This is a genomic window from Virgibacillus flavescens, assembly GCF_050574275.1.
Lineage (GTDB): Bacteria > Bacillota > Bacilli > Bacillales > Amphibacillaceae > Virgibacillus_F > Virgibacillus_F flavescens.
The window spans coordinates 121,133-148,015 of record NZ_CP192260.1; the positions used below are offsets into that span (position 1 = coordinate 121,133).

General features: G+C 37.8%; 31 protein-coding genes and 1 other annotated feature. Of the genes, 7 read left to right on the forward strand and 24 right to left on the reverse strand.

Features of this window, described 5'->3' with window-relative positions:
- Nucleotides 1-26 precede the first annotated feature (26 nt).
- The 11 genes from VBD025_RS00555 to tyrS all read right to left on the reverse strand — a co-directional run bounded on the left by VBD025_RS00555 (nt 27) and on the right by tyrS (nt 6,836).
- A complete protein-coding gene (locus VBD025_RS00555; RefSeq protein WP_430788286.1) occupies nt 27-314 on the reverse strand; it encodes a GNAT family N-acetyltransferase in 288 nt (95 codons plus the stop codon).
- A gap of 441 nt (nt 315-755) precedes the next feature.
- On the reverse strand, nt 756-1,457 hold the full coding sequence (locus VBD025_RS00560; RefSeq protein ID WP_430788288.1) for a nucleotidyltransferase domain-containing protein: 702 nt from the start codon (nt 1,455-1,457) through the stop codon (nt 756-758).
- 8 nt (nt 1,458-1,465) lie between these two features.
- Nucleotides 1,466-1,942, reverse strand: a complete 477-nt coding sequence (locus VBD025_RS00565) for a tetratricopeptide repeat protein (RefSeq protein ID WP_430788290.1) — start codon at nt 1,940-1,942, stop codon at nt 1,466-1,468.
- Between the two features lie 12 nt (nt 1,943-1,954).
- Entirely contained in the window at nt 1,955-2,371 is a 417-nt protein-coding gene (locus VBD025_RS00570; RefSeq protein WP_430788292.1) for a GNAT family N-acetyltransferase, read from the reverse strand.
- Entirely contained in the window at nt 2,371-2,820 is a 450-nt protein-coding gene (locus VBD025_RS00575) for an NUDIX hydrolase (protein WP_430788294.1), read from the reverse strand. Before VBD025_RS00575 ends, VBD025_RS00570 begins: the two co-directional genes overlap by 1 nt.
- Entirely contained in the window at nt 2,780-3,340 is a 561-nt protein-coding gene (locus VBD025_RS00580; RefSeq protein WP_430788296.1) for an AAA family ATPase, read from the reverse strand. The genes VBD025_RS00575 and VBD025_RS00580 overlap by 41 nt, the downstream gene beginning before the upstream one ends.
- 25 nt (nt 3,341-3,365) lie before the next feature.
- Nucleotides 3,366-3,773, reverse strand: a complete 408-nt coding sequence (locus VBD025_RS00585; protein WP_430788298.1) for an NUDIX hydrolase — start codon at nt 3,771-3,773, stop codon at nt 3,366-3,368.
- A 14-nt stretch (nt 3,774-3,787) separates the two neighbouring features.
- The gene (gene fosB / locus VBD025_RS00590) at nt 3,788-4,216 is read right to left on the reverse strand and encodes a metallothiol transferase FosB (RefSeq protein WP_430788300.1); all 429 of its coding nucleotides are present in this window, start codon (nt 4,214-4,216) and stop codon (nt 3,788-3,790) included.
- 233 nt (nt 4,217-4,449) lie between these two features.
- Nucleotides 4,450-4,845 (reverse strand): VOC family protein, encoded by a 396-nt coding sequence (locus VBD025_RS00595; protein ID WP_430788302.1) that lies wholly within the window; start codon nt 4,843-4,845, stop codon nt 4,450-4,452.
- A gap of 14 nt (nt 4,846-4,859) precedes the next feature.
- Nucleotides 4,860-5,291, reverse strand: a complete 432-nt coding sequence (locus VBD025_RS00600; RefSeq protein WP_430788304.1) for a VOC family protein — start codon at nt 5,289-5,291, stop codon at nt 4,860-4,862.
- A gap of 303 nt (nt 5,292-5,594) precedes the next feature.
- Complete coding sequence (gene tyrS / locus VBD025_RS00605) at nt 5,595-6,836, reverse strand: tyrosine--tRNA ligase (RefSeq protein WP_430788306.1); 1,242 nt, start codon at nt 6,834-6,836, stop codon at nt 5,595-5,597.
- Nucleotides 6,837-6,877: 41 nt separating this feature from the next.
- Nucleotides 6,878-7,096, reverse strand: a binding site (T-box leader).
- 157 nt (nt 7,097-7,253) lie between these two features.
- Between tyrS and VBD025_RS00610 the strand changes: the two genes are divergently transcribed.
- Nucleotides 7,254-7,427, forward strand: a complete 174-nt coding sequence (locus tag VBD025_RS00610) for a hypothetical protein (RefSeq protein ID WP_430788308.1) — start codon at nt 7,254-7,256, stop codon at nt 7,425-7,427.
- 187 nt (nt 7,428-7,614) lie between these two features.
- A complete protein-coding gene (locus VBD025_RS00615; protein ID WP_430788310.1) occupies nt 7,615-9,405 on the forward strand; it encodes a M3 family oligoendopeptidase in 1,791 nt (596 codons plus the stop codon).
- 295 nt (nt 9,406-9,700) lie between these two features.
- On the opposite strand, the gene VBD025_RS00620 is transcribed toward VBD025_RS00615, so the two are convergent.
- On the reverse strand, nt 9,701-10,267 hold the full coding sequence (locus tag VBD025_RS00620) for a beta-class carbonic anhydrase (RefSeq protein ID WP_430788312.1): 567 nt from the start codon (nt 10,265-10,267) through the stop codon (nt 9,701-9,703).
- 28 nt (nt 10,268-10,295) lie between these two features.
- Nucleotides 10,296-10,610, reverse strand: a complete 315-nt coding sequence (locus tag VBD025_RS00625) for an FAD-binding oxidoreductase (protein WP_430788314.1) — start codon at nt 10,608-10,610, stop codon at nt 10,296-10,298.
- Between the two features lie 104 nt (nt 10,611-10,714).
- On the opposite strand from VBD025_RS00625, the gene VBD025_RS00630 reads away from it, so the two are divergent.
- The gene (locus VBD025_RS00630) at nt 10,715-12,097 is read left to right on the forward strand and encodes a processed acidic surface protein (RefSeq protein ID WP_430788316.1); all 1,383 of its coding nucleotides are present in this window, start codon (nt 10,715-10,717) and stop codon (nt 12,095-12,097) included.
- A gap of 4 nt (nt 12,098-12,101) precedes the next feature.
- Nucleotides 12,102-12,743, forward strand: a complete 642-nt coding sequence (locus VBD025_RS00635; protein ID WP_430788318.1) for a class D sortase — start codon at nt 12,102-12,104, stop codon at nt 12,741-12,743.
- A 337-nt stretch (nt 12,744-13,080) separates the two neighbouring features.
- Here the strand turns inward: VBD025_RS00635 and VBD025_RS00640 are convergent, their stop codons facing one another.
- Nucleotides 13,081-14,448, reverse strand: a complete 1,368-nt coding sequence (locus VBD025_RS00640; RefSeq protein ID WP_430788320.1) for an FAD-binding oxidoreductase — start codon at nt 14,446-14,448, stop codon at nt 13,081-13,083.
- Between the two features lie 309 nt (nt 14,449-14,757).
- Here VBD025_RS00640 and VBD025_RS00645 point away from each other — a divergent pair, with 309 nt between their 5' ends.
- Nucleotides 14,758-16,116, forward strand: coding sequence for an alkaline phosphatase (locus tag VBD025_RS00645; RefSeq protein ID WP_430788322.1), 1,359 nt, complete (start codon nt 14,758-14,760; stop codon nt 16,114-16,116).
- Between the two features lie 35 nt (nt 16,117-16,151).
- Here VBD025_RS00645 and VBD025_RS00650 read toward each other — a convergent pair whose 3' ends face one another.
- The 3 genes from VBD025_RS00650 to VBD025_RS00660 all read right to left on the reverse strand — a co-directional run bounded on the left by VBD025_RS00650 (nt 16,152) and on the right by VBD025_RS00660 (nt 19,526).
- Nucleotides 16,152-17,267: a GGDEF domain-containing protein gene (locus VBD025_RS00650; protein WP_430788324.1), complete on the reverse strand. Its 1,116-nt coding sequence runs from the start codon at nt 17,265-17,267 to the stop codon at nt 16,152-16,154.
- Between the two features lie 99 nt (nt 17,268-17,366).
- The gene (gene cyoE / locus VBD025_RS00655; RefSeq protein WP_430788326.1) at nt 17,367-18,275 is read right to left on the reverse strand and encodes a heme o synthase; all 909 of its coding nucleotides are present in this window, start codon (nt 18,273-18,275) and stop codon (nt 17,367-17,369) included.
- A 156-nt stretch (nt 18,276-18,431) separates the two neighbouring features.
- A complete protein-coding gene (locus VBD025_RS00660) occupies nt 18,432-19,526 on the reverse strand; it encodes a threonine aldolase family protein (protein WP_430788328.1) in 1,095 nt (364 codons plus the stop codon).
- A 1,021-nt stretch (nt 19,527-20,547) separates the two neighbouring features.
- On the opposite strand from VBD025_RS00660, the gene VBD025_RS00665 reads away from it, so the two are divergent.
- Entirely contained in the window at nt 20,548-21,534 is a 987-nt protein-coding gene (locus VBD025_RS00665; protein WP_430788330.1) for a TIGR00341 family protein, read from the forward strand.
- Between the two features lie 6 nt (nt 21,535-21,540).
- On the opposite strand, the gene VBD025_RS00670 is transcribed toward VBD025_RS00665, so the two are convergent.
- Entirely contained in the window at nt 21,541-22,125 is a 585-nt protein-coding gene (locus tag VBD025_RS00670) for a vWA domain-containing protein (protein ID WP_430788332.1), read from the reverse strand.
- Nucleotides 22,126-22,224: 99 nt separating this feature from the next.
- Between VBD025_RS00670 and VBD025_RS00675 the strand changes: the two genes are divergently transcribed.
- Nucleotides 22,225-22,716 (forward strand): hypothetical protein, encoded by a 492-nt coding sequence (locus VBD025_RS00675; RefSeq protein ID WP_430788334.1) that lies wholly within the window; start codon nt 22,225-22,227, stop codon nt 22,714-22,716.
- Between the two features lie 53 nt (nt 22,717-22,769).
- Here the strand turns inward: VBD025_RS00675 and VBD025_RS00680 are convergent, their stop codons facing one another.
- The 6 genes from VBD025_RS00680 to VBD025_RS00705 all read right to left on the reverse strand — a co-directional run bounded on the left by VBD025_RS00680 (nt 22,770) and on the right by VBD025_RS00705 (nt 26,774).
- Nucleotides 22,770-24,137, reverse strand: a complete 1,368-nt coding sequence (locus VBD025_RS00680; protein WP_430788336.1) for a DUF4179 domain-containing protein — start codon at nt 24,135-24,137, stop codon at nt 22,770-22,772.
- Nucleotides 24,112-24,651, reverse strand: coding sequence for a sigma-70 family RNA polymerase sigma factor (locus VBD025_RS00685; protein WP_430788338.1), 540 nt, complete (start codon nt 24,649-24,651; stop codon nt 24,112-24,114). Before VBD025_RS00685 ends, VBD025_RS00680 begins: the two co-directional genes overlap by 26 nt.
- A gap of 427 nt (nt 24,652-25,078) precedes the next feature.
- Nucleotides 25,079-25,615 carry a GNAT family N-acetyltransferase gene (locus VBD025_RS00690; RefSeq protein WP_430788340.1) on the reverse strand — a complete coding sequence of 179 codons (537 nt, stop codon included), beginning with the start codon at nt 25,613-25,615 and terminating at the stop codon, nt 25,079-25,081.
- Nucleotides 25,616-25,719: 104 nt separating this feature from the next.
- The gene (locus tag VBD025_RS00695) at nt 25,720-25,860 is read right to left on the reverse strand and encodes a YpzI family protein (RefSeq protein ID WP_430788342.1); all 141 of its coding nucleotides are present in this window, start codon (nt 25,858-25,860) and stop codon (nt 25,720-25,722) included.
- A gap of 23 nt (nt 25,861-25,883) precedes the next feature.
- A complete protein-coding gene (locus VBD025_RS00700; RefSeq protein ID WP_430788344.1) occupies nt 25,884-26,198 on the reverse strand; it encodes a DUF3892 domain-containing protein in 315 nt (104 codons plus the stop codon).
- A gap of 108 nt (nt 26,199-26,306) precedes the next feature.
- Complete coding sequence (locus tag VBD025_RS00705) at nt 26,307-26,774, reverse strand: divergent PAP2 family protein (RefSeq protein ID WP_430791208.1); 468 nt, start codon at nt 26,772-26,774, stop codon at nt 26,307-26,309.
- Between the last annotated feature and the right edge of the window lie 109 nt (nt 26,775-26,883).

Genomic DNA, 26,883 nt, shown 5'->3' on the forward strand with positions numbered 1-26,883 from the left:
GTTTCCGTATTCGGATTTAATAATATCTAGCAAAATTTCATTGCAGTTTTCCCATAGCCCATATTTTGATATTTCGTATCTATCATAAGTCTGCACACTTCCATGCGTCCCGTTTCTTCGTCCGTGCCATACATTAAAAATCCGACCAAAACATCTCCTTCGTAAATAGCAAGTGGGGTTAGCCCTTCACAAAAAGTAGATTGAAGCAACGAGTACCAGTTTTCTGCAACAAATTCCTTTTGATTTTCATTTACTTGTAATCGGATGCAGTCTTCCCAGTTATTTTCATCTATATTTTTTAATTTCAAATTCATTTATTCCCTTCCAAATATCAGCTTTTATCAAAGCATAATCCTAGAATTTTCATTTTAATCTAGCAACTAAAACCCAATAAAATATAACTCCTAGTATAATACCGAAAAAGCCTTCAGGAAGGGTTAACATATAGAGTATAATAAAACTTATAAATAAAGTTACTAATAATCCTGCAACATAGCTTTTCCATATCTTATAAACAAGGTAACCTAAACTACCACTAAGAATTAATATAAAAATATTGATAAATATAATCATTAACAAAAAAAACCTCTTTTCATTAAGACTTTTCTTGTTTTACATTAAACATTTGTTAAGTGAATTTTTTATCTTTTAGCTAACACTGCTCTTATAAAATATAATCTTTTTCACCCGAGTTATACAAGGGTTAGGGTTAGGGTCAGTTTGGGGACTGTATGATTGCAGCACTTAAAGATCGTTCAGAACCCCCCCTCAAATAACCTACCACCATATGGCGCAAGGACCCCCTGAACTAACTCAATAACCTTTTCTTTCTCGTCAGTCCTATAAAATGAATCAAATGCATTAACAAACTCCTCGGCGAAATTTGCGTCGTATTGTTTTAATGCTCGAACAATCCATTTGGATGCGCCAATCCAATGACCATTCACCCTTAAAATAAATTCGTGCAGCAGTTCAGCTAATGAATTAGCGATGAAAATTTGTTCGCTTCTGTCAGTTGAACCGATAAAGTCATCAAGGGCATCAGTGATAAAATATCTCTTTTGTCTAATCACTTCTTCCGTCCAAACTTCCGGTCCCATGTCTAGAATATCTTTTGCTTCTTGTTTGATTGAAGTCACGATCCCACAATCTCTTAAAATAGTTCCTTCCACTACCATACGTTGAAGCGATGGTCTTGCACGTTTAAAATCTGCTTCAAAAAAACGCTTGTATGATGTTAAATTATGGACAAACACTTCAATCGGCCACCCTGAATCAAACACTGACTCCCGATATGCAGATGGAACAGCAACATCAAATATAACGATATCAAGATCGGAAGTACTGGTTGCTTCTCCTCTTACTACGCTGCCAGCCAATATTGCACCTTGAGCCTTTGGATAGTTCTTGTTAACAAATTGCTTTGCTGTTTCTGTGGGCGATTTTTTTCCATCCATAGCAGCAGCTACTCCTCAAGACTTCCAGCATAGTAATGCAAAGCTCTACTATACTTTTGAAGATCTTTATCATTGGTAGTTTTCAATAGAGTAACCAGCGCTGTTTCGAGTGCTTTGCTATGGTCACCCATGCTGTGTAATGTTAGTGATTTGAAAGCTTTTAATGGTTCATAATGCGGAAATTTTTCTTCACCATTCGTGAGCACTTCCAATGACTTCTCGTATTCACCTATCACTTTATATGTACTTCCCAGACAAACATATGCATCTTTTAACAGTTCATCTGGAAGACCAATTTCTATCGCTTTTTCGTAATAGTCTACCGCTTCCTCTTCTAACCCCATGCCATCGTGGGTCTGAGCGCAATGAAAATTCAGTTCGGCATTTCCTCTGTTCTGTCGTACCAATTCAATAAAAATCTGCCTTGCTTGCTCTTCTTCTCCGTTGTCTCTTAGCTTTATAGTTTGGTCTATTTGGCTCTTCATCACGCAGCCTCCTTATTCCTGTATCGTTTTACGAAAACCGTAGAAAGGTCGAAACTTTAACTTCTCATAAAAAGATTTTGATGTGCTTGATCCGAGTAATTCCATTCTGGTCTTAGGATATTTAGCATGCACATACTGTAATATTTTTTTTCCAATTCCAGATCCCCGAAGCTCTTTATCAATAATCACTTCACAAATAAATAAGGTAATCTGCTTATCCGTCATTCCTCTCACATATCCAACGATTTTTTCATCGATCAGCGCTACATAAGTAATATTTGAATTCTCTAGTGCTTCTCTTGTTTCTTCAGCTCGCTCAACTAATGTATTCCAGCCTTCAAGCTCATTTAACTTATTAATTTGAGGGAAATCTTCCTCTTCGTACTCGCGAAAAATTACTTCTTTCCCATTATCCAATGTTGCCTGCATTATAATTCCTCCATGTATGCCTGAATTACTTTGAGATCAGGTGGGCTCATATTTTCGGGCAGTTTATCCAGCGAAAAGAACTGCAGCGCCTGCACTTCTTCATTGTCCACTCGTAAATCACCCTGATAATCACGACAGACGAAAGCCGATATTACATTATACGACTCGTCACCGTGAGGATATTTGTAATAGAAGTCCTTACCAGATAATTGCTTAAAAAAAAACAAGCTGTTTGCTATAAGTCCTGTCTCTTCCAGCAACTCTCTCTTAGCTACATCCTCTAGCGTCTCACCTGGCTCCATAGAACCTCCAGCTAATCCCCAACAATTATTATCCTGTCGCAGCTGCAGCAGTAATCGATCAGCTTTATCCAATACTATAACACTGGAACCCGCGACAATAAGCGGTCTAGATCCCACCAGCTTTCTTAAATCCATCACGTACCCCATTTATTTTCTCCCCCACTAAATATTTCTCCAACGCTTTGTTGTTTGGCAAACTAACCACATTATCATTATACATTTCTAGCTTTTTCAGAATTGCTACCTTCTCTTTTTCAAACTGGTGATTCCACTTAAACATTTTCCAAAAAATCTTTAATGAAGGAACATAGTTAGCTTTTTCGCGGCCAAGCTTCTGAAGCAAATATCTGCGAATAATGCGATAGATTCGCACAAAATATTTCGTATCAATTACTAGAATTACATCTGCCTCTTGAATGCTTTTCATGACCCAGTCAAAGCTGTGTACACCTTCTATAATCCACGCTTCTCTATTCAATAAGGTTGCGAAATAATTATCTCTTTCCTCTGGAGTCCGCTTTACATCGTGTATTTCTTCGTTTTCTCGTCGTTTCCAAACGACATTATCCAGCTCAAAGCAAGCAATACCAGTCTTTTCTGATAGCCTCCGAGCAAATGTTGTTTTACCGCTTCCCACTGATCCAATAATATGTATTTTTGTTTGCACATCTTCAACCCTTTATGCTTAGAAATTAGAAATTTACTAAAAATGGATGATTTTCTTCATTTAAAGAATCTTCTATTCTGGCACGGAAATTCTTCCACGTCACCATCTTAAGCGCCTCTTCCAATGGAAAGTAAGCTACTTCAAGACTCTCGCTGCTGGTCGTTAATTCTCCTCCAACCGGTCGCGCCAGGAATAACGTATTACAGATACTCTTAGCCACATTCTGGTAAATTCCGCAAAACTTTATGACTTCAATATCTATTCCGGATTCTTCCTTTGTTTCCCGAATCGCTGCATCTGTCAGCGACTCACCTTCTTCCACTTGCCCACCTGGCATTTCCCAGCCTCTGCGTGGTCCTTTAATTAATAACAATTCACCTTCGTCATTCAGCACAATGGTTGCTGCTGATACGATATGCTTTGGTGCATTCATTATAGACGCTCCTTTTAATCATAGAATGTCATATGTTTTTTATCTTTTCTATAGTAATCCAACCGATCCTGAAGCGTACCGGTATGCAACTCAAATTTATGCCCATCCAGATCTGTAAAATAAATGGACTTCTTATCCTGACTATCCCGTTTTCGTCCGTCCAGGATAGTTGCGCCATGTTTTTCAAGATGCTCACAAGCCGCCTCAAAATCTGCCTCAGCAATACTGAAAGCAGTATGTGTATAGGAGCCATGTATCTCCTGCCGCGGTATATCTTTTTCCTCATTTAGAGCAAGCCATAGTCCGTTCAAATCAAAATAAGCAGTGCTCTTACCTTTAACCAGAAGTTTGGCATTAAGTACTGTCTGATAAAAGACTATCGACTCTTCCAGATTGGAAACAGAAAATAATAGATGATTGATTCCCTTTAGTTGCAAGTTCATCCTCCTTTAAAGTCGTTGCTGCTGAAAAATAGTACATACTTGGTAAATCTGCCGTCGCATCTTCGAATATACTTCGCTTTCCGCGGGCGAGTGTCGAGCCTCTTCGGACTGGCGTCCTACGGGTCTCGCCGATCTCTTAATTCCCGCAGGAGTCTTCGTATATTCGAAGATGCTAGGTTGAGTTGAACATGTTACCTATTAAAATCTACCACTTTTTCAGTGAATCTTTAAATCTATGGAGCGACCAGTTCTACTTTTATTCGATCGGGGTCTTCAAAGAAAACAGCATAATAATCTGATCCGCCTGCATACGGATGCGCATCCGTATATAATATCGTTACATTCTTTTTCTTTAATTTACTTGTCACTTCGTCGACATGCGCGCGGGATTCAGCGTGAAATGCTAGATGGTTCAGTCCAACTCGTCGCCTGTGATAGGGCACATCAAGAAATTCTTCATCTGTCTGAACAAAAACAATATAGGAGTCACCAAGCTTGTAGCTGCGACCCGCGTCCCATTTTTGATAGACATAATATCCTAAGTCCTCAAGAAACCAGCCCCAAAATTCAACTGATTGTTTCAAGTCTGATACGTATAATTCCACATGGTGGATTAATCCTCTGGTCATGAGTTACCCCCGTATTATTTAATAATTAACATATCATTTTTGTCAAATTCCCAGTTATCACCAAATGCTACTTCCCAGTAATAGCCATCCGGATCTGTGAAATAACCACTATAGCCTCCCCAGAAAACACGCTCAGGTGGTTTCACAATACTTCCTCCTGCAAGTTTAGCTTTCTCCATCACTTCGTCTACCTCTTCGGCAGATTTAGCATTATACGCGAGGGTTATCCCTGGGAACTTCCCTCTTACTGGTGGCTCATTCTCATTAATGTCTTTAGCGAGCTCATTCAAAGGATACAATGCAAGCTTAGTACCCGCATTGTTAAAAAAAACAATTTCTGGGTTATCACTGTCTTCTGTTGTTTCGAAACCAAGTCCATCCCGGTAAAATGTAAGCGATTTTCCAATGTCGTCCACGCCAAGTGTTAAAAGATTCAATCTATTCATTGTGCAATTCTCCCTTATTAATTTATTTTATTGATAAATCAAACCTATATGTCTGTCATTCTCTCCTGATCTTTGGCTCATGACTCTCGAGTTTGCACTGTTCTCTCCTGAAAATCAATATGTCTCTACCGAGTTTAAATCCCTGCCGCCCGACTGGAAGAAGCACTTCTCCTGAGTTGTTGAAGTTCTCTCCCAGCGTCAGATTAAAGCTGCATCAAATTGATGCAGCTTAGTCTTTTTAGTATGGTTTCTATTCTATATCAAAGCTCAATAATTGTGAAGCAATTTTCAGAATGCTTACATTTATATCTTCAATTTAACAAACTTCCGCTTTCCAACCTGTAAAACAAGATCATTGTGTATTTCCACAATATGATTCGGGTCTTCCACCTTTTCCTGATTCAGTCGGATACCACCATTTTTAATCATGCGGCGTGTTTCACTTTTGGATGGAAGCATGTTTAACTCAGCTACCAAATCCAGAATCCCTACCTGTAGATCTTTTACCCACACAACTTCCTGAATTTCATCAGGCATTTGATTTTTTTGGAAAACTGTCTGGAAATACTTCTTACTTTCCTCAGCAACATTCGTATCATATAACATTTCCACAAAGGAAAACGCCAGCCGTACTTTAGCATCCCGTGGGTGCAGTGATCCGTCGCTTAACTGTCTTTTTACAGCTGCCACTTCCTCTATGGATAGGTTCGATGCCAATTCAAAATACTTGCCAATAAGTTCATCTCTTATGGACATAGTTTTTCCAAAGATATCGTTTGATTGCTCATCGATACCAATGTAGTTGTTCTTAGATTTGGACATTTTTTCTACCCCGTCTAACCCTTCGAGTAGAGGCAACGTAATGACCACTTGCTTTTCTTTTCCAAACTGCTCCTGAATCTGACGTCCAAACAATACATTAAATTCCTGATCCGTTCCACCGAGTTCAATGTCCGATTCCAGGGCTAGTGAATCGTACCCCTGCATGATTGGGTAGAAAAATTCATGCAAGTAAATTGGCTTATTGGTTTTATACCGATTATCGAAATCATTTCGCTCGAGCATCCTTGCTACTGTAACATTGCTGGCCAACTGCAGTACCTCAGCAAAATCAATCTTAGACAGCCACTTTGAATTATAGTGCAGTTCCACAGCTTCCATGTCAATAATCTTTCCAAATTGGTCAAAATACGTTTGGGCGTTGTATTTCACCTGCTCATCAGTCAACGCTACTCTCGCAGTTGCCTTCCCTGTAGGATCGCCAATTTTACCTGTGAAATCACCTATAATAAGCTGAATCGTGTGTCCTAACTCCTGGAATTGCTTCAATTTATTTAAAACAACCGTGTGACCGATGTGAATATCTGGTGCAGTTGGATCCAGTCCGAGCTTCACCTTGAGTGGTTTGTTATTTACAAGTGACTTAGCAATTTTCTGTTTGAACGCTTCGTCAGGTATTATTCCAACTACACCATATGATAAAATTGTATACTGGCGATTAAGCTCCTCTAATTGTTCTTCCGTTAACTTTTCAATGTAATTCATTCTTATTTCCTCCTTATATACAAAAAAAGACACATCCCAAATCAAGGGACGTGTCTTTATCACGCGTTACCACCCAAGTTGAAGGCAATGCCTCCCGCTCAAAAAGATATCGGATTTACCGTCTTCAACTAATTGCCAATTGGCTTTCATAAAAGAAGCTCTGGAAGGTAATTCATCTGGACTCCTGTATCGATTCGCAGCACCCATCGACTTTCTGAAACAATGAAATCCACACTACTTATTTCCGTCAACACTATTTGGTATTTATATTAAAAATATAGTACGTTAGTTCCTGTGTGATGTCAATATTTATAAAAATGTTTATCGATTTCACCGAGAGATAAGAAGTATTCTAGTGACACAAATTAGATATCAATAGTAAAATAAAATTATCACGAGTAAAGGTAGTGGCGTAGAATGAAATTTGATAAGCTCGACTGGTTTTTGTTACTAATAGTGATAGTTGTTTCTGTAGCTGTTTATGCATTATTTAGTGAAAAAGTGCCGTTCAACTATCTAATAATTATCATCCTTGTTATTGGTTTAATAACTGGGATTTTGAGAAGAGCAGTATCTAAGAAAGAGAAATGAATATTCCTATTTTGGAATACTTGTTTCTCTTTTTTGATATTTCTAATTGGAAAGAGAACATATTACATCTCATATATTGACTATTGTAATCCTCGATACTTATTTGAGGTCAGCCTCTAGATGGATGCAAGAAAATTAGAAATTCTCTATACTTCTAAGTACTAACAGTTTTTAGGAGGAATTATATATGGAGAAAGTAATCAGTGAAAACTGGGACCTTGATTCTCTTTATCCTGGTGGGAAAGAATCAAGTGAATTAAAGAATTTAATAGCACGACTAAAAGCGAACATGATTGTACTGCAGAAAAAAGTTCAAACGTTTGATCAATATGAAACCGACAATTTGGTTAATCTCCTTCTGGAAATGCAGGAATTCATGAGTTCTGCCTTTGAACTGGATGAGTTCTTAATCTGTCTCTACGCTGTTAATGTGGAGGATCCTGACATTGCTAAGCTAATCGACGAAAGTGAAAAAATTAAAGCGAGGGTTGAGTCACTAAAAATCGATATAGATGGAGTTATAGCAAAGCTTTCGGAGGTAGAATGGGAAAAGTTACTGCAGCACAATGATGTGAATGGATACCGCTTTTACTTAGAAGAACGAAAACAAAAAATGGAAGACAAGTTACCACTAGAGATGGAAAAACTAATAGGAGAGCTTTCCGTTAATGGATTTATTGGGTGGGAAGAATATTATGAGCAAATGATGGGAAATTTGCGCATTCCAGTTGAAAAGGGCGGAAAAACCGAAGAACTTTCGATCGGGCAAGCGCTGAGTTATATAATGTATTCAAGTGAACGCTCCAATCGACAGCAATCAGCTCGCGCACTCGTTGAAATATGTAAGAAGCAATCAGACGAATTCACTACAGTTTTAAACCGAATTAACGGATTTCGATTGGATGTATACAAAAAAAGAGGCTGGGATAATGTTTTAAAAGAAGCGATGGAAGAGAATCGAATTAATGAAAATACGGTTCAGGCGATGGTTTCCACACTTAAAGATAATCGAGCTGTCGCCCAATCCTTTTTAAAACGGAAAGCTAACGTTATGAAGCTGGAGAAGTTGAGCTGGTATGACACGGACACGCCTAGTTTTACTTCCAATGAAAAAATTTCCTATAGTGAAGCTGCTGATATTGTGGTTACCCAGTTTTATAAATTTAGTGAAAAGCTTGGCAATTTTGCAGAGAAAGCCTTTCACGATGGTTGGATTGAAGCGGAAGATCGAACAGGCAAAATGCATGGTGGATTTTGTGCATATATGCCTCATGAGAAAGAAAGCCGTATTTTCCTGACGTATACGGGGAGCTATCAGGATATCGTAACAATTGCACATGAATTAGGTCATGCATACCATAATTATATTTTGCAGGATGAACCTGCATTTAACCAACAGATCAGCGTAAGTGTTGCTGAAACAGCATCCACCTTTGCTGAGAACCTGGTATTAGATGCTGCCATTGAACACGCATCAAATGAAAAGGAAAAACTATCGCTTCTGGAATTGAAAATAATGAATGGATTGAAATACCAGGTGATGGTACCGGCGATGTTTGAATTCGAACAACGAATATATGAAAAAAGAAAACTAGGGCCACTAACTTCAGATGAAATTTCCCATTTGATGAAGGATGTAATGAATGAAACTTATGGAGATACTATTGATGAGCAGAACCATTATCTCTGGATGACCATTCCTCATTTTTTTCATACTGACCTTGCATTCTATAACATTCCTTATACCATTGGCTATCTCTTCAGTAACGGTGTATATGCATTGTCTAAGGAACAAGGGAAACAGTTTCCTGATCAATATGATGAATTATTGCGTAACTCCGGAAAAATGACCGTTGAACAATTAGCTTCTAGTTTCCTTAAACAGGACATAAGTCAGAAAGGTTTCTGGGATGCTTCGATTCATCCAACGATAAAAGCAATCGACGAATATCTAAAGCTTACGGAAAAAATGGTATAAACAAAAGACAGGCAAGATAACTAAATGGTTAAGTGAAAAGACGCGAAGAGGCGAACAAAGCAAAATATAATTTCAGCGCAGACACTTAGCGTAGTCAAAATACGTAGACTCCTGCGGGAACAGCGCGAGCTGAAGATCCCGGTGGAATAGCGTTTTTTGCATTCCGAGGAAGCTGAAGCCGTGCCCGCGGAAAGCGAAGTATTTTGACGCAGCGACGTTAAAAATAGTTTTTTCATAGCAAATAATCCTAACGAAGTCGAAAGCTTCGTTAGGATTATTTTATTTATACTATACTTTAGTCCCTGCTTTTTTCCATATCAATCACTGTAAGTTCACCGGTCTCAGGCGAAATCGCAAGCCCATGAACTGGCGTATTAGCCGGAAGAAAAGGATGTTTCCGGATGATATCAACGCTGTTACGTACGTTTTCTTCTACATCGTCAAACCCTTGCAGCCACTTATCAACGTCTACACCAGATTCGCGCAAATTATCAAGCGTGGAAGATTCCATTCCTCCCTTTAATGCTTTATCAACGATGGAATCCGCATTCATTCCGGTCATTCCACAGCCATAGTGGCCAATTACCACTACCTCTTCAGCTTTTAGTTCATAAAGCGCGACAATAATGCTGCTCATTGCACTTTCAAATGGATCCTTAATCATGGCACCTGCATTTTTGACGATCTTTGCGTCACCATTCTTTAAATTCATTGCTTTCGGAAGCATTTCCAATAAGCGTGTATCCATACATGTTAAGATAACCATTTTTTTATCTGGAAATTTTGATGTTGCATACTTTTCATATTCCTTGTTTTTTACAAATTCCTTATTAAAGTCTAAGATATTTTCTACGACAGACATGCCTACACCCCTATATCAGATTTTAGTTTTAATTAGGGAAGATCTTTCCGGGATTTAAGATATTGTCAGGATCAAGTGATTTTTTGATCATCTTCATTACAGGTAATGCATTTCCATGCTCTAAATCCTGATATTGAATTTTACCTAGTCCTACTCCATGTTCCCCAGTACAAGATCCTCCACGCTTTAGATAATCCACTATAAATCTATTATATTCTTTTGCATTTTCCATTTCAACTTGGTTATCAGTATCGACCATAAGCGTTGTGTGGTAGTTTCCATCCCCAACATGGCCAACAATTCCGCATTTCAGATCGTACTTCTTCATAGCTGTCCTAAACAAGCAAAGAAATTTTAAGAATCAAAATATTATATTGCTAAAAACCTTCTACCACATTATAATCTTCTAGAGCACATTACATTTTTTAGAGGAGAAAAGGATGAACGATGAGAAAGATCGGGTCAATTTTATTAACGTTGTGTTTATTTGTTGGGTTATGTCCAAATGTTTCATCAGCTGCACAGAATCCAAATTTCGACCAGAAATTGAAAACATATGTTACCGAGATTAGTAAGATCAGAGGGTTCGACGTTTCCCAGGAAGATATTGAATTCGCCCTTTATTTTTATGATAAAAATTTAGAGGATTTTACATCTTTTGAGGAAGTTCGCGCTCTATTAGGGGATCCAATTAAAGCAGACCTAAGCAATTTGAATACAATTTATGAGATCCATGGCCTTGATCAGAAAAGTCTGTTCCAATTACTTGAGGAATATGGTGATGATGTCAGCTACTACATCTTTGTTAATGAGTTAAAGGATTCAGTTGCGTACTACATTGATGAACAATCATTTGAACGTGATCAAAATTTTGACAAGGATCTAGTTACCTACTTAGAAGAGATTAGTAACATACGAGGATTTGACGTAACAATAGAAGATATAGAAAAATCACTTGCATTATATGAGGATAGTCTGGAGAGCTTTGAAAAAGTAAATGAGCTTCGCAGTTTTTTAGGCGATACTATTAAAGCTGATTTAAGCAATTTAGATTATTTTATGGAATATTACGAGCTCGACAAGGAAGCTTTACTGCAACTTTTGAAAGAAAATGACGATGCCATGGATAATTACATTTTTATCGATGACTTAGAACAGTCAGTTATGATGTATACGGGGAAATGGCCACTCGAAACTGATGAAGAAATGGTAATAGACCTGCTTCTACTCTTTCAAGAAGAATTTGATCTGACAGATGAAGAGCTGCAACGTCTAGATGAGCATCTTATGTCAATCGAAAACGAACTTGCACAACCAGAAACATTGGAAAAATTAGAAAACTTAGCTTATCGAATGATGGATTTTGTAGAGTTTGAGCATACTACTGAGTTGACCGAGGAGCAAATTGCACAGCTTATTTCCATTTACCATGAATTTCTGGATATTTTTCACCTTAAAGCATCCTATAGCCTTGTAAAAGATGGCTCTGAAACACCATTGTCCATTACTGACCTATTCGGAATACAAGAGCTTGAAAATGCAAAACTTAAAATTACGCTGTTTAATCTTGAGGGAGATTTATTAGCAGATTTGATTATAACGGGGGCGATGGTCGATTCAGAAACAATCAATGTAGTAGGCGAAAAGGTTAATGAAGCCGCTAAATCTGTAACTGAATACGAAAAACCAATTTCAAAAACAGTGGAACACAAAACAATCAAAGGTGGCAAACTACCAAAAACAGCAACACCTTATGCTATGAATGCTTTTCTTGGTCTACTGATTATGGTATTAGGTATTTATTTCTATCGTATAGTAAAGAAGGCATAATAATATGCATAAAATTAAAGGCACACGGATCAATCGCAAAAATCGGTTGATTCTTCTTTTATTCACAGCACTGCTTGTTTTGTTTGGCTTATGGTTTTCATCAACGAATTTAGCAAAGTTTGCTAAGGGTTATTTAATTTATCAAGTTAATTCTTCTAGAGATGAGCCAGCTGTGAAAGCTCAACCATCAAAAGCAGAAATAAAAACAGAATCTAAATCAAATCTTTCTCGTCTATATCCTACCCTTCCAAAAATTGGAGATAATATCGGAGAACTTTATATACCAAAATTAAATGCTACTCTTCCCATTTACCATGGAACAGATGAAGATGAATTGGAAAAGGGTGTTGGCCATTTTGCTGGGAGTGTATTACCAGGTGAAGATAATAATTCAGTCCTTTCAGGTCATCGTGATACAGTTTTTAGGGAGCTTGGTAAAGTTGGGAATGGTGATATGTTAATTGTTCGAACCTCTGCTGGTGAGTTCAAATATAAAATTCGAAATGTACGGATAGTTGATGCAGATGATCGAACAGTTATCGTTCCAAAACCTCGCGCAATTTTAACTGTAACGACATGTTATCCTTTTCAGTTTATCGGGCCAGCACCTGAACGGTATGTTTTAGTGGCTTATCTAGTTTCCTAATTATATGACCACATTGACCTTTTCACAAACCTTCAGTTGCTATTTAAATAAAATGCGACATAGCTGAAAAACATGTTCGCTTCCCCGCGATCGCTGTGGATATACAATTCACTGCTGTGGTGAACGATAGAAAAAGCAAAAGTCCGCAACAGTAAAACAACCGCTGTCACGTCTCATTTTAAATCAACTATAAAACGATTGTAAAAAAACTTTAAAATACACCTTATATTCAACTGAAAATAGAGTGCTATATCACTAACGATATAGCACTCTATTTAATTTCTCACTATTTTTTGCAAATACTGAATTTCTCACAAAAAATTCAGGTTTATTCCTTTCATTCTAAAGGGAAGATCTTTCCAGGATTTAATATGTTGACAGGATCAAGTGATTTTTTGATCATCTTCATTACAGGTAGTGCATTTCCATGCTCTAAATCCTGATATTCAATTTTACCTAGTCCTACCCCATGTTCCCCTGTACATGATCCTCCACGCTTTAGTGCGTAATCCACTATAAATCTATTATATTCCTTTGCATTTTCCATTTCAACTTGGTTATCAGTATCGATCATAAGCGTTGTGTGGTAGTTGCCATCCCCAACATGGCCAACAATTCCGCCTTTCAGATCGTACTTCTTCAAAGCTGCCCTGGCAGATTCAATCCCGCCTGCTAGTTCGGAAAGCGGCAGACATACGTCGGTTGTCATCAGCTGTCTTCCTGGAAAACCATGCTTAAATGCATAGGCAGCATTATGTCGTGCATCCCACAGCTTATTGCGTCCCTGTGTGTCTTTTTCGAAATCAAAGGCATGTACACCAACATCTGCTAGTATTTCTTTTGTGAATTCTACGTCCTGCATTAATCCAGATTCATTACCATGAAATTCAATAAACAATGTTGGTATTTCTTTATAGTTGGTATCACTAAACGTATTAACCTGTTTCATAGAGAATTCGTCAACCAGTTCAATTCTGGCAACTTGAATTCCAGCAGCGAGAATACTGCCTACTGCCTCTATCGCTTTATCAACTGAATGAAAAGAAGCCCGGCCAGCCATGATCATTTCAGGAATACCATAAACGCGTAACGTCAATTCTGTAAAACAACCTAGCGTCCCTTCTGATCCAGTAAACAAGCCATTCAGGTTATAGCCTGAAGACGACTTCGCAGCTCTCGTTCCCGTATGCATGATTGTCCCGTCGGCCAATACGACTTCCAGATCGCGTACCTGATCACGCATAATTCCATATTTTACTGCGGTAGTTCCACTCGCATTTGTTGCAACCATTCCGCCGAGTGTTGCCTCAGCCCCGGGGTCTACCGTAAAGAAAAGTCCATGCTTTTTCAGTTCCTGGTTTAATTTCACATGGGTAACTCCAGGCTGAACCCTTACCAGAAAGTCTTCGGGTAATACTTCAATAATCGTATCCATTAATGAAAAATCGAGCGAAATTCCACCATTTTGCGGAATAACATGACCTTCTAGACTAGTTCCGAGTCCAAACGGTACAATCGGAACATGATTGGCGCTTGCTAGTTTCATAACCTCACTAACTTCATCCGCGTTAATTGGGTATACTACGGCATCAGGCAATTTAGGCGTATGATACGACTCATCTTTACTGTGTTGTTCCCTCAGCACTGTATTTGTAGAGATCCGCTCTTTCGGTAAAAACGATTCTAATTCATGAATAATATCCATTTTCACACCTATCCTTTCCTAAAACTCTCTCTTTGTAAATTTCGATACAACAATTCAAATACCTTTTTCTATTAAGTGATTACAAGGTCCTTAAGTAAAAACTACCATTTTTTCACCTATTTCCTTTAAATGTTAAGCGATTATGAATTTACTTCCTACGTATCTACTAGAAACCAATCATGCAACTTTCAGATTTACATTACCTTTATAAATTTTACAAAATTGACAACCATTCTACTATTTTTTTAACTTAGTTTTTATTCTACCATGTTAAGTGTAGAGAAAATACAAATTCCAAGGAGGAAGATCATGCGAAAAAAGGTTTGGATTATCGCAACAGTTTGTTTGCTAGTTTTAGGAAGTGTTATTGGAATGAACAGCACAAATACGAGTGCTGACAATGGGAAGAATAAACATAAATCCAGTAACAACGGAAAGGCAAAAAACGTAATTGTAATGATTGGCGATGGTATGGGACCAGCATATACCACTGCTTATCGCTATATGCAGGATAATCCGGAAACACCAGTAATGGATAAAACGATCTTTGACAAGCATCTTGTTGGTATGGCAAGTACTTATCCTGAAGATACCGAGGAAAATGTAACAGATTCTGCTGCAGCGGCTACTTCTATGGCAGCTGGTATTAAAACATATAACGGTGCAATTGCAGTTGATAACGATAAAAAACCAGTTGGAACTGTTCTTGAGGCTGCCAAGCAAAAAGGTATGGCTACTGGGTTAGTGGCAACTTCTCAAGTAAATCATGCAACACCAGCGGCATTTGGTGCACATGATGTATCCCGCAATAACTACAATAATATTGCTGACGATTATTTTGACGATAAGATAAATGGCAAACACAAAGTAGACCTTATTCTTGGCGGAGGAACATCCTACTTTGACCGGCAAGACCGCAACCTGATAAAAGATTTCAAGGAAGATGGTTTTAACTATGTAACGACGACAAAAGAATTGCAGGAAAATGAAAACGCGCAACTGTTAGGTTTGTTCGCTCCAGTAGGAATGCCAAAAGCGATAGACCGAGAAGAATCAACACCTTCTCTATCGGAAATGACATCCGAAGCATTAGAGCAATTGAGTAAGGATAAAGATGGGTTTTTCCTCATGGTGGAAGGAAGCCAAATTGACTGGGCAGGTCACGCTAACGACTCTGTTGGTGCAATGAGTGAAATGGATGACTTCGCAAAAGCATTTGAAAAAGTAGTGGAATTTGCTAAGAAAAATGGACATACACAAGTTGTAGTAACAGCAGATCATTCAACCGGCGGATTCTCTGTAGGACGTGATGGGAATTACAACTTTAACCCTGAACTAATCAAAGCTGCAAAGCGCACACCTGAATTCATGGCACAGGAAATTGCTGATGGAAAAGCTGTTGAAGACGTTTTAAGTAAATATGTAACATTTGATTTTACGGACGCAGAAATGTCTTCAATCAAAGAAGCAGCTAGTAAAGATGATTTTGATAAACTGTACAGTACGATTGCAGAAGTATTCAATGACCGTGCTGGAGTTGGCTTCACAACTAGCGGACATACAGGAGTTGACGTTCCAGTTTATGCTTATGGACCTAAGAGCGAAGTGTTTAGTGGTTTCATCGATAATACTGATATAGCTGGAGAAGTGTTTGAGTTTTTACAATAACCTTTTATAGTAAAACGGCAACGTAGTTTACTAGACTACGTTGCCGTTTGCTTATGTACACTTCCTGATTCCTCATACATACATATTCTATTCCGTCCTGTGCGTTTGGCATCGTAAAGAGCCATGTCAGCATAATGAATAAGCTTGTTTAAAGATAATGGCGGGCTAACAGCCACTCCGATTGAAACGGTAATAGTAATGGTGTGTTCCCCGGCATATATTGGCGCTGCCTCAAGTGATTTTCGGAAACCTTCCAGCTTGTCAATCAACTTTTCTTCATCTGCATCACGGAAAATAATCACAAATTCCTCACCACCGTACCTGGAGGCAAAATCAAAATCTCCAATTAATATGGAAATTTTCTTACCCATGTGTTGAAGCACTTTATCACCTGTCTCGTGACCATAGGTGTCATTAACTTGTTTAAAATGATCAATATCGATAAAAGCAATGGCATTTGGTGAATTATTAGATTGTGGGTTATTCAAAAGATTGGTCTGGTATTGCGTTAATGCTCTTCGATTATACAGACTGGTCAATGGATCTGTTTCGGCAATGTTCCTGAGTTCCATTTGGTGTTCAAACTCATCCTTTAAATCCTTTATAATCCATACAAGCAATAAACTAAAAATGACATTAACGGGTAAAACAGAAGGGACGATCGTTAAAAAGAACCTTTCTATCGGTATAACCCCGAATATAGCAATGATGACCATGTTGATTATATTCATGGTAATAATTATTAATAGTACCTTCGTCAACTTACTCCTATTAACCAGTAAACGATGCAGGGTAATTCCCACAGCACCCAGCAGCATCATGTTAAGCATACCTACAAATGCAGCTTCGCTAATTCCAAATGTTAATCGCATCATCCCAATTAGAAATGCAATCATCAGTACATGAATATAGTTTTTGCAGAAAATAACGGCAATGATTATTGGAACAAAGCGAAGATCAAAAATAACAAAATTATTTAAATGTATTCCGAACAGCATGGATACCCATCCAATAAATACAGATATACCAATAAACAAACTTACCTTCATATTCTCATGTACATTTGCAATCAGTTTTTTATGAACTAAGCTAGATAGATACATAATTGATAATATGATACATGCATTGATTAAAAAATCTTCTAGCCACATATTCTTTCCTCCGCACTATCTCAAATTGATGTAAAAGTTTTGCAACATCCTCTTATTTTTTTGTAAGGAGGAAAGAGAATCATTTGTTGTTTCGTCACCTTAAGTGAAAACCGGTAACGTCACAACAATCATTGAAATAAATAGGATAGCTAGATAATTCACAGAGCAGATAAACATAAGATGTGCCCATTTCAAATCGTCTTTGGCAAAAAATCCGCTTAAACTTGCAACCAGCCAACCGATATTGAGTATTGTTGCAATTACCAGAAATGCAGTACCTAATTGCGTCAGAAACAATGGCAATGGAAGTAAACAAGCAATATAAACCACCATCTGTCTCTTTGTCATGCTAAACCCATGTACAACTGGCAGCATAGCAACTTTAGCAGCACTGTATTCTTTATATTTCTTCATTGCAATCGCAAAAGTATGGGGCATCTGCCAAACAAATAACATTAGAAATAATACGATCGGCACAATATGGTACCCAGGTTCGATTGCTGTCCAGCCAATCAATGGCGTTACTGCACCAGAGACACTTCCAATCACAGTATTAAGCGTATACCTTCTTTTTGACCACATGGTATACAAAATCACATAGATAAACCAACCAGCGAACGCATATAAAGTCGCTTCAATCGTCGTAAATATTAGCACAACAAAACCAGCGAAAGAGAGGGCTATCCCCATTCTGAACACTGTTTTAAGCGATATGGAACCAGTAACCGTTGGACGTTTCTTCGTTCTTTCCATTACTGCGTCAATATCTGCATCGTACCAATTATTAATCAGCAATGCTCCGGCCATAACCAGCGTACTGCCGATCAACGTTAACAAAAGCGTGATCCAGTGATCCCCGATAGATGCACCTGTAAAATATATAGCTAACCAAAATCCAGTGAAAACTGGGAGAACATTTAGTAGTAAAACAATTGCTTTAAATAATTCTCTCAGGTCAGTCAGCGTAATTGTTTTCTTTTCCTTTGATAGAACCGAACTTTTATTCATTTTATATCCTCTTTCTATTACCTGTTAGTATCTAAATACGTTATTACTATCATACCATTTTCTATGGATTATAAATAAATATTATGTTTTCAGGCATCAAAAAAACTGTACGACTTGGAGATGCAGTCAAACAGCTTTTAGGAAGTCGAATCGAATTTAGTTGATTTCTTTTAATTTTTCATCTAAAAGTTCGAACGTTTTCTTCACAACGCTAGTAGAAATCGTGGAATAATTATCACCGGTGCTTACCTCAAAGTTACATTTCTTTTCTTCCGTTTCCCTGAGATAACCTGTTAAACCTACTCCAGTTTCTTCATAAACAGAAATCAAGATAGTTGTAAGTTCATCCTTCGCTTTATCAATATGAACATGAAACATATTAGAAACTGGCACTTCAGGAATTGTGGAAACCCCATGACATCGATTATAAAAAGACGCAAGCTCGACCGCTTCTTCGTAGTACTGTTTCATTTTATCTTTGCGTTGTTCAAAATAATAATCTGCACTGACAATATAGGGGTATAGGCTAATTAAGTCACCGCCATGCCTCCGCTTCCAAACTTTTGATTTCTCTGTAAACGTTGTATCTCCAGCCAAAACTGCTCCTGCAATTCCTCCTATGCCTTTATATACAGAAACATATACACTATCAAATAATTCACAGATTTCATGGGCGGTTTTTTGATAATACGGTAGAATCTCAAGCAGTCGTGCACCATCCAAATGAAGTTTAATCCCCTTTGAACGACAGTAATCGGAAATTCCAACTAGTGTCTCAAACTGTGGTAATTGACCTCCAATTTCACGTTGAGGCAATTCCAGCAAGAGACAAGCAATATCTTCTGTTAAATTTTGAACATCTTCGAGTTGAATTACACGGTCTTCATCTGCTAATAGAATAGGTTGAATGTGGTGCAGCTCTTTTAACCCATCCTGTTCATGAATTTCCAGATGACACAATGGATGGTAGGCAACTTTATTCAAATCTTTGTCATCACACCAAATTCGCAGTGCAATTTGCTGAGCCATTGTTCCACTGGGGAAAAATACTGCGGACTCTTTACCAAAGTATGCGGCCATTTTCGCTTGGTAATCTTCAATTATCTTTCCGCTTCCATAGTTATCACTTTCCTGTTCATCATCTATATTTTTAAATGCATCTGTGAGTACCTGTATATTTCTGCTTCCGTGACCTGCTGTCTGAACTTCAGTTTGTTTAAAGGCATCCCGCAATGATATGTTTTCGCTCATTTTAATTCCCCTTTCAAATTTGAAAAAGAGTCTTTTTATAATCATATAGGATAGCCCAGATTATATCTATAAAATTCGGACAGAATAATTAAAATAACATAACTTTCGCACTTAGGTAATCATGATGTGTGCCATAAACTTTAGTACTTGTAGCATTTGAAGTATGATACGTGCCACGAATCAATTATTTTTTTCAGAGTTACTGTGTCGTATTAGATGTGTAATGCGAAGTAACATACAATTTTTTACACTGTCTTTGATTACTGAAAAAGTTACATGAAACACGGATTTAGTGGATCTGTGATCGCATCATCGAATTCACTTCGCTTTCCGCGGGCACGGCTTCAGTCTCCTCGAGAAAACCACTCTGCGGGGCCTTCAGACTCGTGCTGTTCCCGCAGGAGTCTCATGAATTCGATGATGCTAGGTTAAGGTGAGATAACGTAATTTTAAAATCTATCTCTTTTTCAGTAGACTAAGTAGCGAATTTGATTGTGCGCTATACAATTTAATATCATCTATATCCCGTCAAAAGATTTTCGCTGCTGGCAGTCGACTCCTGCGGGAGGTAAGGCGAGGCTACTGAAAAAGTGTAGATGTTATAAATTTTCCTACCGCCAATACTTAGCATCTTCGAATATACGGAGACTCCTGCGGGAAGTAAGAGATCGGCGAGACCCTGAAGGATAGCCAGTCCGAAGAGGCTCGACACTCGCCCGCGGAAAGCGGAGTATATTCGAAGATGCGGTTGGTAGTTCCACTTATTTCGTACTACATGTAACTTTTTCAGTAGCCTCGAGGTAAGGCATAGGTGAGACCCCCGGGAGGCTCACTGGCCGCCCTAAGTTGCGCAACTGCCAACAGCGGAAATCTCGTTGCTGATACAATGTGGAAAATAACCAACTGTTACGTCGCAGTATAGAGATTTTGTGTCAACTACAACAATGGATGGCGGGCTTGTTCAAGTATATCAGCCTGCGAAAGCGGAGTAATTAAAAGACTAACTCGATGAGGGATTCGTATGGATGTTCAATTAATAGAGGTATACGCACCAGATAATTTCAAATATCAAGATGAGCTGCTCAGCAAATTTCCACTCATAACGTATTGGATAGCAGAGGAAAATGATGCCGTTCACATACGAATTCTAGTTGAAAAACATGATGCAGAAAAAATCCTGAATTATTTGGAGAAAAACGCAGCCGATGTGAACAGTCAATTTGATGCGCTGTTATACTCAGTTAAAGCATATATCCCCAGTAAATATAATGAAGAAAATACGCCTGATGATAATAAAGAACAATTTGGCAGAGCCAGCAGACTGGAACTATTAACAATTATTCAGACCTCAAGCAAGATAAATGGAAGTTATTCATGGTTTACTGTTTTCGCCGCATTGGTAGCTGCTGTAGGAATTATTCAAAATCGGCCAGGATTAGTGTTAGGAGCCAACATTATCGATCCATCCATTCGACCATTAATGGGTGTTTCGTTCTCATCTGTTCTTGGTGAGAGAAAATTACTTCGTCAATCGATCACAACAGCTTTATTTGGTCTTTTTATCCCTATTGCTATCTCTGCTCTATTTGGGTATTTATTTCCGCTTCCATTAGACAGTAATGAATTTCTTGCGCAGACTAATGTTAAACTATTTGATATTGTCGTGGCAATTTCAGCCGGTGCAGCTGGAGCCATTTCGTTTGTTAAACGATCACATGGTCAATTAGTAGGCGTAATGATTTCGCTCGCAGTATTACCCCCGGCAATCGTATTGGGAATGATGACCGGGGCTGCTCAATGGCAAGCTGCACTTCAGCCTTTGTTACTTCTTCTCGTAAATGTAATTTCAATATTGTTATCCGCAATCCTTGTCTTTTGGTTTAGTGGCATTAAACCAGTTAACTGGAATGATATTCAGGAAGCAAATACATCACGTCTTAACTCGTTGTTGTTCACTGGTATCATCTTTCTGCTGTTAATCGTTACCGTGGTTCTTCTTCAATTTTAACCAAAGCTATTTAGTTCTTCTGTAGGATAGTTCTTCGCTTACCATGGAGTACATTTTTTCCACTCCTTTACTAGATGCTTCAAATGAATAAGCATCATTACTGCTGATTCCTACTTGATCCGCTTCTTCCGCAGCATCTATATTTGCACCAATAAAGATAAATTCCCAGTCGTATTTATCTTTCTGATGCTGAATCATTTCTTTTACTTTTTTATGTGAAAATTCACGGCTGGCGTTTTCCATCCCATCTGTCGTAATAACAAATAAAACTTTCCCAGGTTTCCTTTCTTCGCTGGTCTCGGACAGTCTTTGTCCCACGTCCAGAATGGTTTTACCTATTGCATCAAGAAGCGCTGTAGACCCTCTGACAAAATAATTTTCTTCCGTTAGCTTAACCTTATTTGCATCGATTCCACTCCATATTGTTTCGTACTGATCGTCAAATAGTGCTGCTGTAAGGACTGTTTCTCCTTCAAGCTTGCACTGTTTATCAACTAAAGCATTAAAGCCTCCAATTGTATCCGCTTCAAGTCCAGACATCGATCCACTTCGGTCAAGCAAAAAAATAATCTCTGTTAATTGGTTATTCATTCAAATCATCCTCCTAAGTTTTACATCATGCTATAATAATAGCTAAGAAAATCGGCTTTGTGGTCGCCTGAAAAGCGACAATTTGGGGAGGTATGCAAGATGCTCGATAAGAAGACATGGTTAGAGTTGCAAAAGTATGTGGAAGCTCATCTGGAGCTAGGGGTTTCGAATAATATGCCACTTTACAGTAAGGATATTATTCTTAAAGAGGTTAGCGAATACGAAATCGAAGAATTTATCAAAAAGAAACGTAAGCCGGAATTCAAACAAGTGTTATTTACCTATATAGATAAAGCCGGATTAACTGACCCTGAAGTTTATAATAAAATTGGAATGGACCGGAAGCATTTTTCGAAAATACGCACCACCCAAAATTATCGACCAGGCAAAAACACGATTCTAGCACTTGCCATTGGCCTTGAGTTAACTACAAATGAAACCGTTGATCTCCTAAGTGCAGCCGGTTACTCCTTTTCCGACAGTGATATAACCGATTTAGTTGTACAGTATTGTCTGGAGAAAAATATTTATGATATTGATGATGTTAACGTTGCATTGGAAAGTTATAAATTGAATCCATTGTTGGGCTAATAGTTTGTATGAAAAAAGCCAAATCAAGCGATATGATTTGGCTTTTTCTTTTCTTAATTCAAACTGATTTTTACTGGTTCTAATTCGACCGGAATATTCGCACTTAATGATCCTAGACTAACTCTGACTACATAATCTTCTTTAATAAACTCATCTAGTTTACTAATGTCAAAAGAACTCCTGAACCGCAGATCTTCTTTATCTACCACTTTAATGTCATGATTAATTGGTTTTTGCCTTATCTTTTTCTCGGATTCTTTAACAAGCGTAACACCGTTATTAGCAAAGTTATTAAAGTGTGTGAAATGTCTATTGTGTTCATCACCATGATTAAATTGAAAATCAATTACGAATTCATTGTCTTTCACCTTCATATTTTCAACAGTAACTGATAAATCTTGTCTGCTGGTTGTTATATCTAAAGGTGTTTTCTGGTCTAATTCAACAAACTGATCCTTTACATTTAAATGTACTTTAGGATGTACTACTATATAATCTGTTTTCCCTACAAGCTTTTGTGGAATAATACTTCTTCCTTTAACGTTTATTTGGTTGTCTTTGACAATTGTTTCTAAATCTATTCCATCCTTGGTAATTCTAATCACCTTCCCCTCGTCATCATAAGCCACTAATTCAACCTGATCATGTTTTCCTACAGTTGGAAAAGTAGCTGTATAGTTTATAGCAGTCGATGCTTTACCCGCGATAATCGAATCGAATTGAACGTTTACTTCTGCCTTGGCATCACTGCGCACTTTATCTAGTGTAATCATATCGAACGGCAGCTGCTTAATTGGAACATCAAATTTCCAAGCGCCTTCTTCTTCTCCGATTCGCAAAAATTCAAGTGGGAAAGTAGCGGCATCAGGTAGGTCAGTTTTCGGGTAACTTAATTGGACATGGCCCGTGTATCCAGTATCTGTCGGCTCCAAATGCACAATTTCTTTACTGTCAGAAATCCCTTCTTTTCCATCGAAAATTTGATAAAAAGCTGAAATTTTTCCATTTTGATCTGTATTCACGTCTCCACTAATATCAAACGTAACACCAACCATGGCACCATCGTAATAGGCACTCGTAATCGTTACGTCAATTCCTTTATAACTTGAACTTTGATCTAATTCTGTAATTAATTCTTGTTCTTCAAGGTTTCTACCTACTGCATCATTAAAGTTCGTATATAATTGACCGACTAGTGGTACTTCAGCCATCACATGAGATACGGAAGGCACTAAAAAACTCGTTGCCATAAGTGTTAGTGACGCTGCAGCTGAAATAATAAAATTTTTTGGGCGCGCAGTCTTTATCCTTAATCCAGAACGTTCACTCGCTTTTTGCATACCACTTCGAATAGCCTTTTTAACATCTTCTTGAGGGACTTCTATTTCATCATATTTATCTCGGAAAAATTTTTCTTTCATGTGCTCCCACCCCCTCTAGAATAAATTTCAATTGCTTTTTTCCTCGTTGAAGATACGTTTTCACTGTGTTTTCAGGTGTGTTCATAATAGCTGCTACCTCCCTTATTGGCAGATCCTGAAAGTAAAATAAAATAATAGCATCTCGATGTTTATCCTGTAATTGATTAATTGCTCTAACTAAATCGATATGTTCAATCTTTGGTTCAGCTTTAATTGAAGAATGCTCCCCTAAATATTCTAGTGGTATATCATTCTTTTGCTTTTTCCTCAGGTCATAAAAACTATTGATAAGAATCCTTGTTAACCAGGATAAAAAATATTTACCTTCTTTTAAGTTTCTAATTGCTAATAACGCTTTATAAGAAGTTTCTTGAACAATATCCAGTGCATCTTCTCGGTTTCCAGCGTAAAGAAATGCAGTTCGATACAGCTGATCACTATGTAGTGATAGTAGTTTTTCAAAAGCTTTTACATTTCCTTTTTTTGCTTTATTGATTAGCTTTAACTCATTCATGTTTGCCCCCCTTTTACCATTAGAGAAGAATTTATGTAAAAAAGTTTCAATACTATTAAAAAACTTGGCTTATCACCGAATTTTAATGGCTAAAACCTTCGTTGCACTTATTCAGTAAGCACGGATTTTTACTTTCTAACCTTATTAAAAAACGTGTTAACTGGAAACAGCTTAACACGTCAGAATACTTGTTATTTACTTTTATCATAGTGTTGCTCTCTTTCCAAAACTAGCAATAATGTAATTCCTATACCTGCCGAAATCACACTCAAAACGATAAGTGAGTAGCCTACTTCTGATTGTCCGTTTCCAAATTCTCTTAGACTAGAAATAGCAACGGCTATTACATTCGCTCCATACAGAAGAGCCGATATAAATATAAATGCAAGACCTGACAATAATTTTTTTATACAATTTCTCTCCCCAACTAACCTGCCGGATTAATAATAGCCAAAACCTGATGGTCTTCCCACTTTCCATTAATCTGAACATTTTTCTTAGCAATTCCTTCTTTATGAAATCCGGATTTCTCCAGCACACGAATGGACCCTATATTATGTGGCATCACTCCAGCTTCAATTCGATGCAGATTTAGCTTTTCAAATCCATGTTCTACAAGCAATTTAACTGCTTCAGTAGTGTACCCTTTACCATTTTGTTTTTGATCCATAAAATAACCTATAAAAGCACTTTGCAGCGACCCGCGCATTACATGAAAAAGGTTTATTGTACCAAGTAAATCATTATCGTCATTCCTAAATATCCCAAAGTTATACTCCTTGTCATCACTTGCCGCTTCCTGCGATTTTTTCACTCGTTCTACTTGGGATTCTATCGTATAATAATCATCTTCACGTTCCATCGAAAACTTTTCAAAAAACACTTTATTAGTTGTTTGAAGTGAAAGCATTGCCGCTGCGTCATCTATTGTAAATGATCTAACATGTATATTTTCCCCAATCATAACTTTTACCCCCCATTATAAAAATGACTTTTCTATATTTTAGCACAAAATAAAATGGACGCTTCTACTGGGATAGAAGCGTCCATTCTCAACTTGTTCATAATTTACTTTTTTCCATCGTTTAATTTTCGAGCTTCTTCAGGACTGGACATCTTTGTTGAACCTTTATAGCGTAGCCCAACATCTCGGTCTGATTCCACGCGTCCGCTCTCTCTTAACTTTCTCTCTTGACGGTCTTTTCCCATTCTAAGCACCTCCTGATTTAACTTTAAAAACTATCCAGATTATCTAAATTATTTTCTTTTACCCCGTCGGGTTCACTGCGCAGAATATCTCTTCCATATTTATGGAAAACATCTACATGAGCTAACTTGCCTGCTTTGGCTTCTTCAAGTGCCGAAACATAATCCAGCTCCCTGCCGTTTTCCGTTTTAAAGGCAATAATATCACCATCGTCATTTTTACGAACGGCAATTATTTTTTCTTTACCAGGTACAGTCCCCTGCGTTGATTCCGATTGGACTTGATTTTCAACTTGATTCTTGTATGCATTATATATCTCGTCAAAGTCTTTATTATCCATCTCAACACACCTCCTGTAGTTTAGGTTTAGTATGTTCGGATGGACTGTTTTTATTCATCACATAAAAAACGCCCTCCCTTAACAGGAAAGCGCAAACAGTGGCTAGTACTATTTATTCTCATGTTTAGCAGCCAATAATCCCAATACAGAACCTAGAATTGCTCCACCTAAAACTTCTAATGGCTGATGGCCCAGAAGCTCCTTTAGTTCTTTTTCTCTTTCAACAAATTCAAGGCTCGGAAAGTCTTTTGAAATAATAGCGAAGTTGTCTTCCAAATGATTTACCAATTTTGCAATTTCACCTGTATGGCGTCGTATTCCTTGCGCATCATACATGACAATTACACCAAATACGGCTGCCAATGCCGTTTCTGTATGACCGGATCCTTTATTTGTCGCTATGTAAGTTGATAAAGCTGATACACCAGCTGAATGTGAACTTGGCATTCCACCAGTCGTAGCAATCTGTTTCCAGTCCCATTTACCTGTCAATTTTTTATATGTCAGTATCTTCATGCCTTGTGCAATTCCTATCGCTGAAAGTGCTGTCACTACTCCTCGATTCATCTTCTGCATCATTATGCCTCCACTCTGAATTTCTTCTACTATTTCAATTACCCTAAATGAAAAAGTTTTATGCAGTTAATTGGAATTCGTGTGAGGAAAGACTATTCTTTATGGGGTC

Coding starts and splice junctions, on each gene's coding strand:
- VBD025_RS00555 (WP_430788286.1), bottom strand. CDS start 314: ATGAATTTGAAATTAAAAAATATAGATGAAAATAACTGGGAAGACTGC.
- VBD025_RS00560 (WP_430788288.1), bottom strand. CDS start 1,457: ATGGATGGAAAAAAATCGCCCACAGAAACAGCAAAGCAATTTGTTAAC.
- VBD025_RS00565 (WP_430788290.1), bottom strand. CDS start 1,942: ATGAAGAGCCAAATAGACCAAACTATAAAGCTAAGAGACAACGGAGAA.
- VBD025_RS00570 (WP_430788292.1), bottom strand. CDS start 2,371: ATGCAGGCAACATTGGATAATGGGAAAGAAGTAATTTTTCGCGAGTAC.
- VBD025_RS00575 (WP_430788294.1), bottom strand. CDS start 2,820: ATGGGGTACGTGATGGATTTAAGAAAGCTGGTGGGATCTAGACCGCTT.
- VBD025_RS00585 (WP_430788298.1), bottom strand. CDS start 3,773: ATGAATGCACCAAAGCATATCGTATCAGCAGCAACCATTGTGCTGAAT.
- fosB (WP_430788300.1), bottom strand. CDS start 4,216: ATGAACTTGCAACTAAAGGGAATCAATCATCTATTATTTTCTGTTTCC.
- VBD025_RS00595 (WP_430788302.1), bottom strand. CDS start 4,845: ATGACCAGAGGATTAATCCACCATGTGGAATTATACGTATCAGACTTG.
- VBD025_RS00600 (WP_430788304.1), bottom strand. CDS start 5,291: ATGAATAGATTGAATCTTTTAACACTTGGCGTGGACGACATTGGAAAA.
- tyrS (WP_430788306.1), bottom strand. CDS start 6,836: ATGAATTACATTGAAAAGTTAACGGAAGAACAATTAGAGGAGCTTAAT.
- VBD025_RS00610 (WP_430788308.1), top strand. CDS start 7,254: ATGAAATTTGATAAGCTCGACTGGTTTTTGTTACTAATAGTGATAGTT.
- VBD025_RS00615 (WP_430788310.1), top strand. CDS start 7,615: ATGGAGAAAGTAATCAGTGAAAACTGGGACCTTGATTCTCTTTATCCT.
- VBD025_RS00620 (WP_430788312.1), bottom strand. CDS start 10,267: ATGTCTGTCGTAGAAAATATCTTAGACTTTAATAAGGAATTTGTAAAA.
- VBD025_RS00630 (WP_430788316.1), top strand. CDS start 10,715: ATGAGAAAGATCGGGTCAATTTTATTAACGTTGTGTTTATTTGTTGGG.
- VBD025_RS00635 (WP_430788318.1), top strand. CDS start 12,102: ATGCATAAAATTAAAGGCACACGGATCAATCGCAAAAATCGGTTGATT.
- VBD025_RS00640 (WP_430788320.1), bottom strand. CDS start 14,448: ATGGATATTATTCATGAATTAGAATCGTTTTTACCGAAAGAGCGGATC.
- VBD025_RS00645 (WP_430788322.1), top strand. CDS start 14,758: ATGCGAAAAAAGGTTTGGATTATCGCAACAGTTTGTTTGCTAGTTTTA.
- VBD025_RS00650 (WP_430788324.1), bottom strand. CDS start 17,267: ATGTGGCTAGAAGATTTTTTAATCAATGCATGTATCATATTATCAATT.
- cyoE (WP_430788326.1), bottom strand. CDS start 18,275: ATGAATAAAAGTTCGGTTCTATCAAAGGAAAAGAAAACAATTACGCTG.
- VBD025_RS00660 (WP_430788328.1), bottom strand. CDS start 19,526: ATGAGCGAAAACATATCATTGCGGGATGCCTTTAAACAAACTGAAGTT.
- VBD025_RS00665 (WP_430788330.1), top strand. CDS start 20,548: ATGGATGTTCAATTAATAGAGGTATACGCACCAGATAATTTCAAATAT.
- VBD025_RS00670 (WP_430788332.1), bottom strand. CDS start 22,125: ATGAATAACCAATTAACAGAGATTATTTTTTTGCTTGACCGAAGTGGA.
- VBD025_RS00675 (WP_430788334.1), top strand. CDS start 22,225: ATGCTCGATAAGAAGACATGGTTAGAGTTGCAAAAGTATGTGGAAGCT.
- VBD025_RS00680 (WP_430788336.1), bottom strand. CDS start 24,137: ATGAAAGAAAAATTTTTCCGAGATAAATATGATGAAATAGAAGTCCCT.
- VBD025_RS00685 (WP_430788338.1), bottom strand. CDS start 24,651: ATGAATGAGTTAAAGCTAATCAATAAAGCAAAAAAAGGAAATGTAAAA.
- VBD025_RS00690 (WP_430788340.1), bottom strand. CDS start 25,615: ATGATTGGGGAAAATATACATGTTAGATCATTTACAATAGATGACGCA.
- VBD025_RS00695 (WP_430788342.1), bottom strand. CDS start 25,860: ATGGGAAAAGACCGTCAAGAGAGAAAGTTAAGAGAGAGCGGACGCGTG.
- VBD025_RS00700 (WP_430788344.1), bottom strand. CDS start 26,198: ATGGATAATAAAGACTTTGACGAGATATATAATGCATACAAGAATCAA.
- VBD025_RS00705 (WP_430791208.1), bottom strand. CDS start 26,774: ATGCAGAAGATGAATCGAGGAGTAGTGACAGCACTTTCAGCGATAGGA.